Annotated in this window: 14 protein-coding genes; 7 read left to right on the plus strand and 7 right to left on the minus strand. The window is 59.0% G+C overall.

The features are described from left to right. The first annotated feature begins 89 nt into the window (after positions 1 to 89). Positions 90 to 761, plus strand: a complete 672-nt coding sequence (gene rpiA / locus R0J87_RS17180; protein ID WP_498887676.1) for a ribose-5-phosphate isomerase RpiA — start codon at positions 90 to 92, stop codon at positions 759 to 761. Here rpiA and waaA read toward each other — a convergent pair. From waaA to R0J87_RS17195, 3 genes are read right to left on the minus strand one after another with little or no spacing between them, the layout of a single operon-like run. Further along, positions 756 to 2,042, minus strand: coding sequence for a lipid IV(A) 3-deoxy-D-manno-octulosonic acid transferase (gene waaA, locus R0J87_RS17185; RefSeq protein WP_498887678.1), 1,287 nt, complete (start codon positions 2,040 to 2,042; stop codon positions 756 to 758). The two genes, rpiA and waaA, sit on opposite strands and share 6 nt — an antisense overlap. After that, a complete protein-coding gene (gene hldE, locus R0J87_RS17190; protein WP_498887679.1) occupies positions 2,042 to 3,472 on the minus strand; it encodes a bifunctional D-glycero-beta-D-manno-heptose-7-phosphate kinase/D-glycero-beta-D-manno-heptose 1-phosphate adenylyltransferase HldE in 1,431 nt (476 codons plus the stop codon). Before hldE ends, waaA begins: the two co-directional genes overlap by 1 nt. After that, positions 3,462 to 4,559, minus strand: coding sequence for a glycosyltransferase family 9 protein (locus tag R0J87_RS17195; RefSeq protein ID WP_498887680.1), 1,098 nt, complete (start codon positions 4,557 to 4,559; stop codon positions 3,462 to 3,464). Before R0J87_RS17195 ends, hldE begins: the two co-directional genes overlap by 11 nt. Here R0J87_RS17195 and R0J87_RS17200 point away from each other — a divergent pair. Then, the gene (locus R0J87_RS17200; RefSeq protein ID WP_498887682.1) at positions 4,558 to 5,301 is read left to right on the plus strand and encodes a 3-deoxy-D-manno-octulosonic acid kinase; all 744 of its coding nucleotides are present in this window, start codon (positions 4,558 to 4,560) and stop codon (positions 5,299 to 5,301) included. The genes R0J87_RS17195 and R0J87_RS17200 overlap by 2 nt on opposite strands. Here R0J87_RS17200 and R0J87_RS17205 read toward each other — a convergent pair. Next, entirely contained in the window at positions 5,283 to 6,401 is a 1,119-nt protein-coding gene (locus tag R0J87_RS17205) for a glycosyltransferase family 4 protein (protein ID WP_498887683.1), read from the minus strand. The genes R0J87_RS17200 and R0J87_RS17205 overlap by 19 nt on opposite strands. An 84-nt stretch (positions 6,402 to 6,485) precedes the next feature. Here R0J87_RS17205 and R0J87_RS17210 point away from each other — a divergent pair, with 84 nt between their 5' ends. Then, on the plus strand, positions 6,486 to 7,553 hold the full coding sequence (locus R0J87_RS17210; RefSeq protein ID WP_498887685.1) for a glycosyltransferase family 9 protein: 1,068 nt from the start codon (positions 6,486 to 6,488) through the stop codon (positions 7,551 to 7,553). Here the strand turns inward: R0J87_RS17210 and R0J87_RS17215 are convergent. Further along, a complete protein-coding gene (locus R0J87_RS17215) occupies positions 7,491 to 8,252 on the minus strand; it encodes a glycosyltransferase family 2 protein (RefSeq protein ID WP_498887687.1) in 762 nt (253 codons plus the stop codon). The two genes, R0J87_RS17210 and R0J87_RS17215, sit on opposite strands and share 63 nt — an antisense overlap. A 139-nt stretch (positions 8,253 to 8,391) precedes the next feature. Here R0J87_RS17215 and R0J87_RS17220 point away from each other — a divergent pair, with 139 nt between their 5' ends. Then, positions 8,392 to 10,044 (plus strand): sulfatase-like hydrolase/transferase, encoded by a 1,653-nt coding sequence (locus tag R0J87_RS17220; RefSeq protein ID WP_498887689.1) that lies wholly within the window; start codon positions 8,392 to 8,394, stop codon positions 10,042 to 10,044. Here the strand turns inward: R0J87_RS17220 and waaF are convergent. Both waaF and rfaD read right to left on the minus strand, forming a co-directional pair. Beyond that, on the minus strand, positions 10,034 to 11,080 hold the full coding sequence (gene waaF / locus R0J87_RS17225; RefSeq protein ID WP_498887690.1) for a lipopolysaccharide heptosyltransferase II: 1,047 nt from the start codon (positions 11,078 to 11,080) through the stop codon (positions 10,034 to 10,036). The genes R0J87_RS17220 and waaF overlap by 11 nt on opposite strands. Then, entirely contained in the window at positions 11,073 to 12,029 is a 957-nt protein-coding gene (gene rfaD, locus R0J87_RS17230) for an ADP-glyceromanno-heptose 6-epimerase (RefSeq protein WP_498887692.1), read from the minus strand. Before rfaD ends, waaF begins: the two co-directional genes overlap by 8 nt. A gap of 109 nt (positions 12,030 to 12,138) precedes the next feature. Here rfaD and glyQ point away from each other — a divergent pair, with 109 nt between their 5' ends. The 3 genes from glyQ (at position 12,139) to gmhB (ending at position 15,911) form a co-directional block, all read left to right on the plus strand. Further along, positions 12,139 to 13,110 carry a glycine--tRNA ligase subunit alpha gene (gene glyQ, locus R0J87_RS17235; RefSeq protein WP_404464649.1) on the plus strand — a complete coding sequence of 324 codons (972 nt, stop codon included), beginning with the start codon at positions 12,139 to 12,141 and terminating at the stop codon, positions 13,108 to 13,110. Continuing rightward, positions 13,110 to 15,176 carry a glycine--tRNA ligase subunit beta gene (gene glyS, locus R0J87_RS17240; RefSeq protein ID WP_498887694.1) on the plus strand — a complete coding sequence of 689 codons (2,067 nt, stop codon included), beginning with the start codon at positions 13,110 to 13,112 and terminating at the stop codon, positions 15,174 to 15,176. The genes glyQ and glyS overlap by 1 nt, the downstream gene beginning before the upstream one ends. Before the next feature lie 174 nt (positions 15,177 to 15,350). Continuing rightward, positions 15,351 to 15,911 carry a D-glycero-beta-D-manno-heptose 1,7-bisphosphate 7-phosphatase gene (gmhB, locus tag R0J87_RS17245; protein WP_498887696.1) on the plus strand — a complete coding sequence of 187 codons (561 nt, stop codon included), beginning with the start codon at positions 15,351 to 15,353 and terminating at the stop codon, positions 15,909 to 15,911. Positions 15,912 to 16,056: the final 145 nt, after the last annotated feature.

Below are 16,056 nucleotides of genomic sequence, written 5' to 3' on the forward strand. Positions count from 1 at the left end.
GCTGGCAACGTCTAGCGGCGTTTCCATCGGCAGTCAGCGCTTAGGCCGTTATACTAAGGGCGACTGCCTCTCCTGATACTGGACCCATCATGACACAAGATGAACTGAAAGCGGCGGTAGCCGATGCCGCCATTAACGAGATTAAGCCGCACCTTGAAAAAGATACCGTACTGGGAATTGGTACCGGCTCAACAGCCAACCTGTTTATTGACCGCCTAGGCCCACTACGCGACCAATTTAAAGGTGCCGTGGCCAGCTCAGAAGCGAGCGCCGAACGTCTTAAAAAACTGGGCATTGAGGTGTTTGAGCTGAACCATGTGGGGGACGTTCCTTTTTACATCGACGGCGCAGACGAAGTAAATGCTCACCTACACATGATTAAAGGCGGTGGCGCAGCGCTAACCCGAGAAAAGATCGTCGCCGCCTGCGCCAAGCGCTTCATCTGTATCGCCGATGGCTCGAAATACGTGGCACAGCTAGGCAACTTTCCGCTGCCGGTGGAGGTGATTCCCATGGCGCGCTCTTACGTTGCTCGAGAATTGGTCAAGCTGGGGGCAGAGCCCGTGTATCGCCAAGGGGTGGTGACTGATAACGGTAACCATATTATCGACTGCTTTAACTTTATGATTGATGATCCGGTCGCCATGGAAACGCGCATTAACAGCATCGTGGGCGTTGTGACCAACGGGCTATTTGCCGCCCGTGGTGCCGATGTGCTGCTGCTTGGCAAGACGGATGGCGTAGAGCGGACGGCGCTATAAGTAGCGGCCAAGCCCATCCAGGGTGCGCGACAGCGCCCCGCGATGGGCTTCGATCACCGCCTGCCCTGCCTCACCCGCCTGCCGAGCACGCTGAGGGCAAGCGATATACTCTGCCAAGGCGCTTGCAAGCGCTTCTGCGGAATCAACCACGGTCAGCGCCTTGGCCGCCAACAGCGGCTCGGCAACATCGCTAAAATTCTCCAACGACGGCCCGCACAGTACGGGCTTACCCAGTGCGGCAGGCTCCAACACATTATGCCCGCCCAGCGGCACCAAGCTGCCGCCCACGTAGGCCACGCTGCCCGCGCCGTACAGCGTCGCCAGTTCGCCCAATGTATCGCCTAGGTAGATCTGGGTGGCGGGTGTGACGGGCTGCTGCTCGCTACGGCGGCTAATCTCCCAGCCCTCGCGTTCGCACAGTGCCGCCACCTCGTCAAAGCGCTGAGGATGGCGAGGCACCAGCACCAGCAGTGCGTCTGGAAAGCGTTTGAGCAACTGCCGATGGGCCGTGAGCAGCAGCGCTTCTTCCCCGTCGCGGGTAGAGCCCGCGACCCAGACGGGCCGATCTCCCCAAGCCTGAAGTAAGCGCTCACTTTCCGCCAACGCCTTTTCAGGCAGTGCTTGCTCAAACTTCAGCGACCCCACCACGGTGGTGGCGTCGGCCGCACACCCCAGCGCTTGAAAGCGCTCAGCGTCCTCTGACGATTTGGCGGCAAGCCACGTCACGTTGGCTAAGGCGCTGTGCATCAGCGGGCGAAGACGCTGATACCGGGCAAACGCGCGGGGCGATAGTCGGCCGTTGACCACCGCGACGGGCACCGCCTGCCGGTGGCAGGCGTGAAGCAGATTCGGCCACAGCTCGGTTTCAAACAGGATGGCAAGCTCAGGCTGCACGCGGGCCACAAAGCGCTTGGCCGCGCCGGGGAAATCCAGCGGAAGAAAACGGTGGGCAAGACGACGCTGATCGGTAGCGCCCTGCTCTGCGATCATCGCCAGCGCCTGCTGGGCACCGGTGGCGGTCATGGTGGTCAGTAGCAGACTATGGTGAGGAAACCGCGCTAGCAGCCCTTCGATCAGCGGGCGGGCTGCGCGTACCTCACCTACCGAGGCACAGTGCAGCCAAAGACGCGGCGCGGGAGGCAGTGGTTGAAGGCGCACCCCCAGCCGCTGGAGCGGTGAGTAAGTGGGTACTTGCTCACGCCAGATACGCCAGCCAATCAGCGGCGCTAGCCCATATAGCACCGCCGAATAGGCCAATCGCGGCCAGCGGGATAGCGCCATTAACTTTCGCGATCCAGAATCGAGCTGATCATTGCCGAGGTGGACACACCGTCTTCAAAGCCCAGCACTTTCACCTCGCCACCGTTGGCAATCACGGCGCTGCCGCCAGCGATATCCTCGGGGCGGTAGTCGCCGCCTTTAACCAGGATATCCGGCAGTACTTGCTCAATCAGGGCGGCGGGCGTGTCATCACTAAACGGCACGACCCAATCCACCGCGCCGAGCCCGGCCAGTACTTGCATCCGCCGGTTCAGCGGGTTGATGGGGCGCTTTGGCCCTTTTAAGCGGCCAATGGAGGCGTCGTCGTTCACCGCCACAATCAGGCGGTCGCCTAGGCGCTTGGCCTGCTCTAAATACCCCACATGGCCCGCATGCAGAATATCGAAGCAGCCGTTGGTCATCACCACGCGCTCGCCGCGACGCTGCGCGGCACGCACGGCCTCGACCAATGCTGCCTGCGTAATCACGCCAAATTCGGCCAGCTTGTCGCCGTGCAGCGCGGTGTAGAGCTCGGCAATGGAGAGCGTGGCGGTGCCCGGCTTGGCCACCACTAGACCCGCGCCGAGGTTCGCCAGCATCATTGCTTCCGGCAGCGAGTGGCCAGCGGCTAATGCTAGACCCATCAGGCCAATCACGGTGTCACCGGCACCGGTCACATCGAACACTTCCTGGGCACGGGTGGGCAGGTGCAGCGGGGCATGGCCTTCACGAATCAGCGTCATGCCCTTTTCGCTGCGGGTAATCAACAGCGCTTCGAGCTCCAGCTCAGCACGCAGCGCTTCGCCTCGCTCGGCCAGTATGGCGTCGGTTGCGCATGGGCCTGCCACGGCTTCAAACTCGGTTAAGTTGGGGGTAATCAGGCTGGCCCCGCGGTACTTGGTGAAGTCTTGGCCCTTGGGGTCGATCAGCACTCGCTTGCCGTGGTGGCGAGCCATCTCGATCAGCCGCTCCACTTGGTTGAGCGTGCCCTTGCCGTAGTCCGATAAAATCACCACGTCGCACTCAGGCAGGGCCTTTTCTACTTGTGCCAGCAAGGCGCTGGTATCCACGCTATCGAGGCGCTGCTCAAAGTCCAAGCGCAGCAACTGCTGGTTACGGCTCATCACGCGCAGCTTGGTAATCGTTGGTATTTCTGGGCTGCGCTGAAAGTAAGTGCTTACATTGGATGCACCCAGGCGCTTGGTGAGCAGCTCGGCATTCTCATCCTCGCCCACGACCCCCGCCAGCGCCGCATGGCCTCCTAGGGACGCCACGTTGAGCGCTACGTTGGCCGCGCCACCGGGGCGGTCGTCGGCATCGTCCACGCGTACCACGGGCACCGGCGCTTCTGGGGAGATCCGCGAGGTGCCGCCGTGCCAGTAGCGGTCGAGCATGACGTCGCCTACCACCAGTACGCGGGCATGTTCCAGGGCGGTTAAATCAACTTTCATCCGAGGGTCCTGTTGTGGTCTGTGCTGAGGTATGCGCCAGCAGCACGTCTAGCTTGGCAATCACATCGTCAGCCTTGATCAAGTCCATGGCATCGGCATGGCGTACTCGCTGCCCCCAGCTCACCTCGTCCACCGATTTATGCAGGTAGGTGCGTACCGCATCGGGGTAGGCATTGACGGCAAAATCGCGCCACAGGTAGGGCGCGGCCCGCTGGGGATTGGTGGTGGCGTAAAGGCCGAGCGTTGGCGTGCCCATGGCATTGCCCATATGAGCCGGGCCAGTATCCGGCGCGATCACCACGCGGGCGTTATCGATCAGCGCCAATACGCCCTTCAACGAGGTGCCGCCAATGGCGTTGATCACGCTATCTGACTGGCAGAGCGCTTCGATATGGTCACCCATTTCCCGCTCAAGCGGGCTGCCGCCACCGGTGAGTACGCTCTTCAGACCGTGCTGCACCCACGCGTGTTCAATCACGCTGGCGTAGCCTTCCACCGACCAGTTGCGGAAGTTGCGCAAACGCGCGTTGCTACAAGGGTTAATCACTAAATAAGGCGCATCGCCGCTAATAGCGCGGGCTTCCTCATAGGCCACTGCGGGCACGGCGAGATTCCACTCTAGGCGGTCGTCTTCTACCCCCAGCAAGCGGGCGAAGTCCATGAATGACTCCAGCACGTGGGCGTTGGCATGGGGCGCTAGCTGGTGTTGGGTAAACCAGTGCTGGGCATCTTTAGCGCGGGCTTTGTCATAGCCGACGCGCACGTTGGCTTTGAGCCCCAGCGAGAGCACGCTGGCGCGAATGGCCTGCTGCATATGCAGCAGCACATCGAAGCGGGTATCCGCCAGCTCACGCCAGATAGCGCGCATGCCGGAGAGCCCCGTCGATTTGTCGTACACAACAAACTCGACCCCAGAAAGCCCCGCCAGTAAACTGTGCTCCCCCTTGCCGATAATCCAGGTAATGCGCGCGTTCGGCCACTGACGCTGCAGCGCTCGCACCGTGGGCACGAGATTGCATGCGTCTCCCAACGCGGAGAGGCGCAAAATGGCAATATGGTTTGGTTGAGCAGGCAGAGAGGGCTTCATGCGCTTAGCGGCACTCCAGCAGAAAAATGGGCTGATTCTACATGATGCTGACAGTTTAAGTGACGCCTGCGCATCACACCAACTGTCCTCCCCTACTCACCCCTTGAGCACGGCGCTGTTTGAAGCGGCGTATTGGCGCACACGTCACTTGGTAGTCGGCGAAGCGCCGGGCCGTGGTAGCAGTTTGTTCCTGCAAGCACGCGACGACGAACAGTGGGTGCTACGGCCCTACCAGCGAGGCGGGCTGATCGCCAAACTTAGCCAGCAGCGCTATGTATGGCTGGGGGTCGAGCGCACCCGAGCGTTTCGTGAAGTGCGGTTAACCGCCGCGCTGTATGAGCAAGGCCTGCCCGTGCCGCGCCCGGTGGCCTGCTGCGTCACACGCTTTGGGCTGACCTATGAGGCGGCGCTGCTGACCGTGCGCATCCCCGGCGCTCGGGCACTGGCCTCACTGCTCACTAATGGCGAGGCTGACGAGGCGCTGCTAAAGCGCGTTGGCGCAATGATCAAGCGTTTTCACCAAGCCGGACTGGATCACGTGGACCTCAACGCCCGCAACATTCTGGTGGATAAAGCAGGCAAACCCTGGCTGATCGATCTCGACCGCTGCCGCCTGCGCCCGCAGGGCAAGTGGCAGACAAGTAACCTGCAGCGGTTGGAGCGGTCGGTGGTGAAGTTTGCCCCTGGCCAAGTGGAAAATCTGATGGCGCCGCTTTACGCAGGCTATGCAGACGCCGTGTAAATCTCCCTCAAGCGCTTCACGTGCTGCTTGTTACTGAAGTGCTCCTCGACGCGCCGACGCGCGGCACGCCCCATGGCTTGACGTGTGGCCGCATCGCGAATGAGCGTGTCCATGGCATCGCGCCAGGCGGGCACGTCAAACGGGCCTACCAACACGCCGGAATCAGCATCCACTAGCTCCGGCAACGACCCGGTATTCGAGCCAATGATCGGCATCCCACAGGCCATGGATTCGATGATGGTCAGGCCGAACGCTTCGTTTTCCGAAGGAATGCACACCACATCCAGCACGGGCAAAATATCGGTCAGGTCACTGCGATGCCCTAGAAAGGTGATTTTATCCGCCAGCGGCGTGCCCGCGATGGTGCGCTGCAGCTCGGCATAGAACGCTTCCACGCCACCTGACGCATAGTCAGTGCCACCGATAGAGAGCGCATAAAAGTGAAGCGTGGGGTCAAGCGCTAGCAGTGCGTTTACCCAGACATCCTGCCCTTTGCCAGGCGTCACTCGGCCCGGAAGCGCGATGAGCACCGCGTCTGCCGGGGCACCCAGCGCTTCACGCTTAGCCGTAATGGCAGTGGGGTCACGATTGGGCTGGTACTTATCGATATCGACTCCGTGGGGCAAGCAAATCACCCGCTCCTGGGGAAGCGGTAAATTGCGGATATTGCGCTGATACGTTGCTTGGCTAATAGACAGCACACGATCAACGCTGCCATAGGCAACACGGTGATAGGGGCTTTTTTTAGGACGCTGCCCGCCCACGTGATCTGTATAAATTATTCTTAGCTTTGGTAGCAGCGCTTTTAACAGGGTGGTGAGGCGTAGATCACTCGATTTATGGCAGTGAATGACGGAGATGTTTTCCTCCTTCAACCAGCGACGTATCGACAGCAGGTTGACCAGCGCCTGACCGTTGCTCGCAAAGGCCTTATACGGCACTCCGTTGCGCTGCATGTAAGTTTCTACCTTGGTGTCTTTCAGGCAGATGCCGATGACGTCCCAACCTTCCGCCAGCAGGTCTTCTATCACCCGGTCTACGTATAGCTCCATTCCGCCTTTACCATCGGAAAGACACAGTTGCAGTACCTTATTTGCCATCGCTTGCCCTACCTAGCCGCCCACTGTTAAACAATCCTTACAATCTCTTGTAGTATACAGGCTGCTATTAACGGGGCCTAAATCATGGCGCAGAGACTGCTTGTCGTGCGTAACGACAAAATCGGCGATTTTATGTTGGCGTGGCCAGCCTTGGCGTGTTTGAAACAGGCATCGCCTGCGCCCCACGTTACGGTGCTGGTGCCCGCTTATACGGCCCCGTTAGCTAAGGCGTGCCCATGGGTAGATGAGGTCATTATCGACCCTGGCAACCAGGCCAATAAAGCGGCGCAGCAGGCGCTATTGTTTCACGTGAAACAATCGAAATTTGATGCACTGCTAACGCTGTTCTCGACGCCGCGCATTGGTTGGCTAGGCATGAAAGCAGGCATTCCGCTGCGCGTTGCCCCGGCGACCAAGTGGGCGCAGGTGTTCTATAACGTACGGGTACGCCAGCGCCGCTCGCAGTCAGCAAAACCTGAGTACCAGTACAACGTTGATTTGGCCTGTGAACTGCTGGCTCGCCTTTCGCTGAAGCTTTCCACCCTGCCCTCACCCCCCTTCTGGCCGCTGGATGACGCGCAACGTCATGCCCAGCGACAAACGTTGGTCAACGACGCTTCAGAGCATGTGGTGGTGGTTCATCCTGGCAGCGGTGGCTCGGCCGTGAATCTATCGGTAGCGCAGTACGCCGCGCTGATCACTCAAGTCCATCAACAGTGCCAACACCTGCCGCTACGCTGGCTGATCAGCGCTGGCCCCAGTGAGCAGCCCCAGGCACAAGAGTTGAGGGAGCAGCTAGCCACAAATGGTGTTGTAGCAGACCACTTCCCCGGCACCGCAGGTGTCGACGCCTTTGCCCTACAGCTTGGCGGAGCGGATATGCTGATTGCCGGTTCAACCGGGCCGCTGCATATCGCAGGCTGCCTGGACATCGCTACGGCGGGTTTTTATCCGGCTAAACGCTCCGCCACGCCGTTGCGCTGGCAAACCTGCAACCGGGCGGAAAAGCGCCTGGCGTTTAGCCCGCCTTCAGGCGCCGACCAACAGGACATGACCGCCATCGATCTCAACGCGGCAGCCGAACAAATCTCAGCGCTGCTTCTCGGAGGTCTGCGTACGAACCCAGAGATCCGCGTACTTAGCGAAGGTTGAGTGAGCGGACAGCAGTGCTAACAACAAGCCCTGTTTGCCATCTTTGAAGCCCGCCTTAAGCACGTACATTTTGAGAAAGCAGGCTAGGCCGTGGCTAATACCCTGCCATAGCGTGGCCGTTTTACCCTGGGCGGCGCGCTGCTCTGCCCAGGCCTGGGCGTAATGTGCCGATTTTTCAAGATAGTGGCGCAGGTCGCGGTAGGTATAGTGAAGCAGGTCGCCGGATAACGGCTTTTCAGCCAGCCCGGCTTCTACCACCAGCTTTTCATGCACCAGCGAAGCGTTATAGCCCGCCTGGCGTTTCGGATAGAGGCGCAGCACGCGGTCTGGGTACCAGCCAGAGTGGCGAATAAAGCGGCCAAAGCACCAAGATAGCCGGCTCACGCTGTAGGCAGCAGGCGGCTGCTGAATGGCAGCTTGAATGCTGTCGCGCAGTTCAGGCGTTACGCGCTCATCGGCATCGACCATCAAAATCCACTCGCTGTTTGCCAGGGCTTCCGCCCGCTGGCGCTGAATACCAAAGCCTTGCCAGTCGGCGTTAACGCTCACATTCTGGGTGAACTCTCGCGCAATCGCACACGTCTCATCCTGGCTACCCGCATCGAGCACCACGATTTCGTCGGCCCAGGTCAGCGTTTCCAGGCACTCACGTAAATGGTGCGCTTCGTTTTTGACAATTAACACAGCGGAAATAGACACGGTTCACCTTTGCCCACTCGGTTTAAGACCCATGGTGCTCATCACCATAGCTCGTTTAGTTGCATGCTAACACGGCCACGGCGCGCGACTTTTGATAAGCTGAGCCACTCATTTAGCACGTTCTGAAAAGGGATACAGGATGCCCCCCTTAAGGTCACTCAAACTTACCCCCTGGCTGCCTCTGGTTGTGATTGGCCTCAGCCTCGGCTATGCCGTCACTGTGCTAACTCGCCTGCCTTGGTGGACACTCTTTTTAACCGCAGCCGTGTGGATTGGGGTCGGCCTAAAACTGCGTTGGGGTGCACCACTGAATGCTCGCTACCGGGCCATGTGGCCGTGGTCGCTTGCGCCACTTAGCCTATTTAGCATCTATGTCTATTTGGCCGATAGCTTTGGCAACGTCGATCTAGGCGCGGTGTTTTTTCACCTTCAAGCAGGCATGGCAGAGCACGGCGGAGCTGGGAAAATGCTGCTGGCGCTCACCTATACCTTAATGGTGTTAGCGGTGCTGGCATCCGTGACCTGGCTGTCGCGCCACGACCAACGCTGGCGATTAACCGAGCGCTTCTTTGCCATTGCGCTGCTGGCGGCTAACCCGCTGCTCTATGGCATTGGCCAGCGCAGTGCTGCCATTGTGACTGACGACGGCGCGTGGCTAGACCGCCGCTATGTGTCACCGCCTACCGGCGACCAGCCCGATGCCCCCAACCTACTGCTGATGTATTTAGAGAGCATGGAGCGCACCTACAGCAATGAGCTGTTTGGTGAGGCGTATGCGGATTTAACCGCACTAGGCGAACGCGGGCTGGTGTTTGAGGGCATTCATCAGATGGAAAATACGGGCTGGACCATGGCCGGGATGATCGCCAGCCAGTGCGGCGTGCCGCTCATGCCCGCAGGCCTTCTACACGATAGTCAGTTCGAGCCACTCAATCAGGTAGTGCCTGGGGTTGACTGCCTGGGAGACGTATTAGCTGGCCAGGGCTATCGACTCAGCTTTATGGGCGGCGCCAGTACGCAGTTTGCTGGAAAGGGACTTTTCTATCGCGGCCATCAGTTCAATACCGTGAAAGGTAAAGAGGAGTTGCTGCCTGAACTTGATGACCCAGAGTATGTGAATAGTTGGGGACTGTATGACGATACGCTATACGACTTTACTGCCGACGAAATACGCCGCCTGAACGAAGAAGATAACGGCCCTTGGGCGGTGGTGAACTTGAGCATCGCGGGGCACGCGCCTAGTGGATTCCCCTCACAAACCTGCCAGGACCGCCAGGGCGAATTCGATGGCCAGGATATTCTCTACTCGGTGGAGTGCTCTGCACGCCAAGCGCGTGATTTTATCGAACAGTTAGAGCAAGAGGGGCTGCTGGAGAATACGCTGGTCGTGGTGTTAAGTGATCACCTCACCATGCGCGTATCGGTATGGGATCAACTCACCGCGCTGGATCGCGACAATACGCTCATCATGCTAGGTAATGGTATTCAACCACAGCGAGTGCACCGAGGTGCCACTATGCTGGATGTCTTCCCCACCATTCTAGACGCCATGGGACTGCGGCTAAACGATAACCGCGCCGGGCTAGGCGCTTCACTGCTCAGCAGCCAGCCCACGCTGGTAGAAATTCATGGGCTGGAAGCACTGAATGGCCGGCTGCGTGAAGAGACCGCGCTCCAACACCGCCTTTGGGAAGGGCTGGCTCCTCAGCGGCGCGAGCCAGAAGAGAGTGCTATCGAGCAAGTCACCGAAACGCCCGCCGACCAAGCCGACGAGGTGGAGATTATGCGCTAACAATAACGCCATTCGCATTCTGCCGATCCGCGCGCATGGCTTGGTAAACGCGCTCTACGTCCAGCTCGTTTAAACAGTTTGTGTGACCCAGAGGGCACGTTCTCTCAAAGCACGGCGAGCAGGAGAGCCCTAGATAGTGTATGGCCGCATTATTCGTCAGTGGCGGCGTGTAGTCGGGTGAAGAGGAGCCGTAAAGCGCATGGATGCGCACGCCCACAGAAGCAGCGACATGCATCAAGCCCGAATCGTTAGTGACCACTTGGCGGCAGTCGGCTAGCAAATCCACGGCATCGGCCAGTTGGGTTTTCCCGCATAAATTATGCGCATGCGGCAGGCCTTTCACGATGGCCTGCCCTGCCGCATGGTCCTTCGCTCCGCCCAGCACCCTTACCTCAAAGCCCTCTTTGATCAGCCTTGCTGCCAGTTGATGAAAGTACGCCAGCGGCCACTGCTTGGCGGGGCCATACTCTGCGCCGGGCATCATGCCAATAGCAGGACGAGAGGAGAGCGCATGGGTAAGACGCAGATTCACCAGGTTGTCGCGGTCGATGGTGAGCCGCGGCTTGGGAATCGTGAACTGCCCGGTTTGCGCTTCTTCCAAAGGCAGCCCTAGCGATACAAAGCGTTTGACGGTTTGGTCCAGCACCTGCTTGTCTAATTTGCGGCGCTCTTTTAATAAGCCGTAGCGATGCTCGCCTAAAAAGCCCACCCGTTCAGGAATGCGTGCCATAAAGGGCACCAGCGCCGCTTTCCAGGAGCGCGGCAGCACGATGGCACGATCAAAGCGGCCCCGTAGCCGAGCCGCCAGCTCGCGGCGGCTGACCAGCCCAAACTCACCGTGGCCCACCGCCAACGGCAGTACTTCATCCACTTCCGGCATTCGCTCAAGAATCGGCTGAGACCACGCGGGGGCGACCACCCCTAAGGTGGCACCCGGGTAGCGCGCTTTTAAGGTCATAAACAGGCTCTGTGCCATGACCATATCGCCTACCCAGGAGGGGCCTACTACCAGCAGTCGCTTGGCAGAGTTAGCCATTTAGCCACTCCAAGTACGCCTTAACGCCCTGGGCGACGGTTTTAAACTCCACGTCGCAGCCAGACGCCCGCAGGTTGCCAATATCAGCGCGGGTGTAGCTCTGGTAGCGCCCTTTCAGCTCTTGGGGAAAGGGAATGAAGTCGATTTCGCCCTGGCCGTAGAAGTCGATGACCGCTTCGCCAATGGCCTTGAACGGCTCGGCGCGGCCGGTGCCCAGGTTGAAAATGCCCGACGCACTGGGGTTATCCAGGAACCAGAGGTTTACATCAACCACATCGCCCACGTAAACAAAGTCGCGGCTCTGCATGCCCGCCTCGTAGCCGCCGTAAGCACCGAATAGCTTCAGCGTTTCGCCGTTACGGATCTGCAGGTGGTTGTGGTACGCCACGCTGGCCATCTTGCCTTTATGCTGCTCTCGCGGCCCGTAAACGTTGAAGTAGCGGAAGCCCACCACCTGCGTGGTCAGCTCGTTCCAGCGCGAGCGCACGTGCTGATCAAACAGCAGCTTTGAGTAGCCGTACACGTTGAGCGGCTTTTCATACTCCGGCGCTTCGTTGAACACCTCGCTGCCGCCGTAGGTCGCCGCTGACGACGCGTACAGAAAAGGAATGCCCAGTTTTTCGCAGTAGTTGAGCAGCACTTTGGAGTACTCGAAGTTATTTTCCATCATGTAGTGCCCATCCCACTCGGTCGTATCCGAGCAAGCACCTTCATGGAAAATCGCATCGATGGTGGGTAAATCCACCGTTTCACCGCGCAGCGCTGCTTTCACGCGGGCAATAAAATCATCTTTATCCAGGTAGTCGGCGAGAGTGCAGTCCGCCAAATTGACAAACTTAGTGCCGTCACGCAGGTCGTCGACCACCATTACATCGTCACGGCCACGAGCATTTAGCGCTTTGACAATATTGGCGCCGATAAACCCGGCACCGCCTGTTACAACGATCATCTCGTTCTCCTTACCAAAAGCGGCTCTTTGGCTAACGTGCCTATAACCCATCTGCCTGTGATTGTATACTTGACGGCTTATGAATTCATGGCCAACGGTGCTTTCCGCGATGAGTGTTTCGACAAACCAATCGACACCCGATGTGTCGACCTTTCAAGGCTTGATCCTTGCTCTGCAACAGTACTGGGCAGAACAGGGCTGCGTCATCCTCCAGCCCCTCGATATGGAAGTCGGCGCGGGCACCTTCCACCCCGCCACCTTCCTGCGGGCGATTGGCCCAGAAACCTGGAACGCTGCCTACGTTCAGCCTTCCCGCCGCCCAACGGACGGCCGCTACGGCGAAAACCCCAACCGCCTGCAGCACTACTATCAGTTTCAGGTGGTAATGAAGCCCTCCCCCAGCAACCTACAGGATCTTTACCTAGGTTCGTTGAAGCGTTTAGGGCTCGACCCGCTGATCCACGACGTGCGCTTCGTGGAAGACAACTGGGAATCCCCCACTTTAGGTGCCTGGGGTCTTGGTTGGGAAGTATGGCTCAACGGCATGGAAGTGACTCAGTTCACCTACTTCCAGCAGGCGGGCGGCATCGAGTGCTACCCCGTCACCGGCGAGCTGACCTACGGGCTTGAGCGTATCGCCATGTACCTGCAGAATGTCGATAGCGTCTACGACTTGGTATGGGCCATCGCGCCGGACGGCAGCAAAGTCAGCTACGGCGATGTCTACCTGCAAAACGAGCGCGAGCAGTCGGCGTATAACTTTGAGCACGCCGATGTGGATCAGCTCTTCGCGGCGTTTGATCACCAGGAAAAAGAGTGCAGCAAACTCTTGGCCGCAAGCCTGCCGCTGCCCGCTTACGAGCAGGTGCTGAAAGCGTCCCATACGTTCAACCTGCTGGATGCCCGCCACGCGATCTCCGTCACGGAACGTCAGCGCTTCATCCTGCGCGTACGCACCATGGCGCGTGATGTCGCTACCGCCTACTTCGAGTCTCGTAAAGCAGCAGGCTTCCCCATGGCACCGGAAGAATTACGCCGTGAACTGTTACAAGAAGAGCTCGCTGAGCAGGGAGACGCATAATGGCCGTTGATACGCTTTTATTAGAACTAGGCGCAGAAGAGCTTCCGCCGACCGCGCTGGACGCGCTTTCAGACGCCTTTGCTGCCGGCATTGAAAAAGGCCTACAGGAAGCCGAGATTCCCTTCCAAGCGGTGACCGCCTACGCCACGCCGCGACGCTTAGCCGTACAAGTCACCGGGCTTGCCGACAAGCAGCCAGACCGTGAAGTAGAGCGCCGTGGCCCTGCCCTGGCCGCCGCGTTTAAAGACGGCGCCCCCACCAAAGCGGCGGAAGGCTTTGCACGCTCCTGCGGTGTCAGCGTGGATAATCTGATCCACCTGGAAACCGATAAGGGCACCTGGCTTGGCTACCGCGAACAGCAGCAGGGTGACAGCGTTCAAGCGCTACTGCCTGAGATGGTGCGTAAAACACTACAGTCGCTGCCGGTGCCCAAGAACATGCGCTGGGGTGCGTCCCGCGTTGAGTTCTCCCGTCCGGTTCACTGGTTGGTAGCACTATACGGTAGCCAAGTTGTTGCCGCCGAAGCCCTTGGCCTTCAAGCCAGCCGTACCACCTACGGCCATCGCTTCCACGCGCCGGATGCGATTCAACTTGAGCATGCCGACGACTATCTGGCAGCACTGGAAAACGCCTACGTATTGGCAGACCGCCAGCGTCGCCGAGAGCGTATTCGTGAACAGGTGCTCGCCGAGGCCGAAGTTCAGGAAGCCAACGCCGTCATCGACGAGGACCTGCTGGTAGAGGTCAGCGGTTTGGTGGAGTGGCCCGTCGCACTGACCGGCAGCTTCGACGAGCGCTTTTTGGAAGTGCCCGCAGAGTGCTTGATCTCCTCCATGAAGGCCAACCAGAAGTACTTCCACCTGCTGGATGACCAGGGCAAGCTGAAGCCGCTGTTCATCACTATCTCGAACATCGAGAGCCAAGACCCTGATCAGGTGATCTCCGGCAATGAAAAGGTTATTCGTCCGCGCTTGGCGGATGCGGCCTTCTTCTACGACACCGACCGCAAGCACACGCTGGCCTCGCGCATTCCGCAACTAGAAAGCGTGGTCTTCCAGCAGCAGCTGGGCACGCTAGCGGATAAAGCCCGCCGTAGCACGGCTATTGCGACCTTTATCGCTGAGCGTATTCACGGCGATGTGGCCCACGCGCAGCGTGCCGTGACCCTGGCAAAATGTGACCTCGTCACCGAGATGGTGCTCGAATTCCCTGAACTCCAGGGCATCATGGGTCGTTACTACGCCGAGCAGGATGGCGAGCCTGCGGAAGTCGCCCAGGCGTTAGAAGAGCAATACCTGCCTCGCTTTGCCAGCGATGCCATTCCGCAAAGCCTGACCGGACAAGCGCTGGCGCTAGCTGATCGTTTGGATACCCTGGTGGGCATCTTCGGTATCGGCCAACGCCCGACTGGCGCAAAAGACCCCTTCGCCCTTCGCCGCGCCTCCATTGGCGTGCTGAACATTCTGGTGAAAGGCGAGCTGAATCTCGACTTGCGTGAACTGCTGCAAGTGGCGGCTGATCAGCACCAGAATCTGCCAAAAGCCGACGGCCTGGTAGAAGACGTACTGACGTATATGCTCGACCGCTTCCGCGCCTGGGGCCAGGAAGAGGGTATCTCTGCCGAGATGTACCTCGCGGTTCGCGCCCGCCCGGTCACCAAACCGCTGGATTTCGCCCGTCGCTTACGTGCCGTCAAAGCCTTCGCCCAGCGTGAAGAAGCCGCAGCCCTGGCCGCTGCGAACAAGCGTGTTTCCAACATCCTGAGCAAGCAAGAGCATGATGGCAGCACTCAGGTAGAAGCTTCGCTTCTTCAAGAAGCGGCGGAAAAAGCGCTGTTTGAAGCGGTCACGGCTAGCCAGCAGCAGGTGGCTCCGCTGTTCGCAGCAGGTGATTATCAGCAAGCGCTAGACGCGCTCGCCACGCTGCGAGAGCCGGTCGATGCCTTCTTTGATCAGGTCATGGTCATGGCGGATGACGATGCCATTCGCCGTAACCGCCTTGCCCTGCTTGCCAGCCTGCAGGCGCTGTTCCTGGAAGTGGCCGATATCTCTCAGCTACCCCAGTGACACGATGAGTGTTTAGAGCGTCGACTGCTCTGAAGGCGCAACCGATAGCCCGGCTTTTGATAAGCCGGGCTTTTTATTGAGGGCACGAATGTTTCACGTGAAACACTCGCTCATTCCCGCTTCAGGGCTTACGCTAATGTGGACGTTTTTGCCCACCGCAATAAGAGGAGCCCCATGATTACCGCTCAGCAGCTTGTGATACTGGATCGCGATGGCGTGATTAATCAAGACTCGGATGCTTATATCAAATCTCTTGCCGAATGGATCCCCTACCCTTCTGCCATTAGCGCGATTGCCCGCCTTACCCAGGCAGGCTTTACCGTGGCAGTGGCTACGAATCAATCCGGCATCGCCCGTGGCTTCTATGATGACGCCACGCTGAACGCTATGAATAAGCGCTTACATGCGCTGGTGGAAGCGGAAGGCGGAAAAATCGCCCATATCGCTTACTGCCCTCACGGACCCGATGATCAGTGCAGCTGCCGTAAACCGCTTCCTGGGCTATTTACCGAGATACAGGACAAACTAACGCTTTCCAGTCTGAAAGGCAGTTGGATGGTGGGCGATAGCCTACGCGACCTGCAAGCGGGTGAATCGGTGGGGTGCCGTAGCGTTCTCGTGAAAACGGGTAAAGGTGAAAAGACCCTCGCAAAAGGGGACGGGCTAGAGCATGCGTTGGTCTACGCTGATTTAGCTGCCTTTGTTGACGACTTAATCGCAGGTACCTTGGACTAACCTTTCCGCAATTTTAACGCTGGCCTTGAACACCACCCATAAAAAAACCGCAGGCGCTTCGCCTGCGGTTTCAGACTGCTGACGAACCCACCTATTTTGGTGGGTTCGTTGCTTTTAGAGTAGGCGTACACTCGTGGCCTGACTC

The organism is Halomonas sp. SIMBA_159 (assembly GCF_046536035.1).
Lineage (GTDB): Bacteria > Pseudomonadota > Gammaproteobacteria > Pseudomonadales > Halomonadaceae > Vreelandella > Vreelandella venusta_A.

Coding starts and splice junctions, on each gene's coding strand:
- gmhB (WP_498887696.1), top strand. CDS start 15,351: ATGATTACCGCTCAGCAGCTTGTGATACTGGATCGCGATGGCGTGATT.
- R0J87_RS17210 (WP_498887685.1), top strand. CDS start 6,486: ATGGCGCAGAGACTGCTTGTCGTGCGTAACGACAAAATCGGCGATTTT.
- glyS (WP_498887694.1), top strand. CDS start 13,110: ATGGCCGTTGATACGCTTTTATTAGAACTAGGCGCAGAAGAGCTTCCG.
- R0J87_RS17220 (WP_498887689.1), top strand. CDS start 8,392: ATGCCCCCCTTAAGGTCACTCAAACTTACCCCCTGGCTGCCTCTGGTT.
- waaF (WP_498887690.1), bottom strand. CDS start 11,080: ATGGCTAACTCTGCCAAGCGACTGCTGGTAGTAGGCCCCTCCTGGGTA.
- glyQ (WP_404464649.1), top strand. CDS start 12,139: ATGAGTGTTTCGACAAACCAATCGACACCCGATGTGTCGACCTTTCAA.
- R0J87_RS17195 (WP_498887680.1), bottom strand. CDS start 4,559: ATGAAGCCCTCTCTGCCTGCTCAACCAAACCATATTGCCATTTTGCGC.
- R0J87_RS17205 (WP_498887683.1), bottom strand. CDS start 6,401: ATGGCAAATAAGGTACTGCAACTGTGTCTTTCCGATGGTAAAGGCGGA.
- waaA (WP_498887678.1), bottom strand. CDS start 2,042: ATGGCGCTATCCCGCTGGCCGCGATTGGCCTATTCGGCGGTGCTATAT.
- hldE (WP_498887679.1), bottom strand. CDS start 3,472: ATGAAAGTTGATTTAACCGCCCTGGAACATGCCCGCGTACTGGTGGTA.
- R0J87_RS17200 (WP_498887682.1), top strand. CDS start 4,558: ATGCGCTTAGCGGCACTCCAGCAGAAAAATGGGCTGATTCTACATGAT.
- rpiA (WP_498887676.1), top strand. CDS start 90: ATGACACAAGATGAACTGAAAGCGGCGGTAGCCGATGCCGCCATTAAC.
- rfaD (WP_498887692.1), bottom strand. CDS start 12,029: ATGATCGTTGTAACAGGCGGTGCCGGGTTTATCGGCGCCAATATTGTC.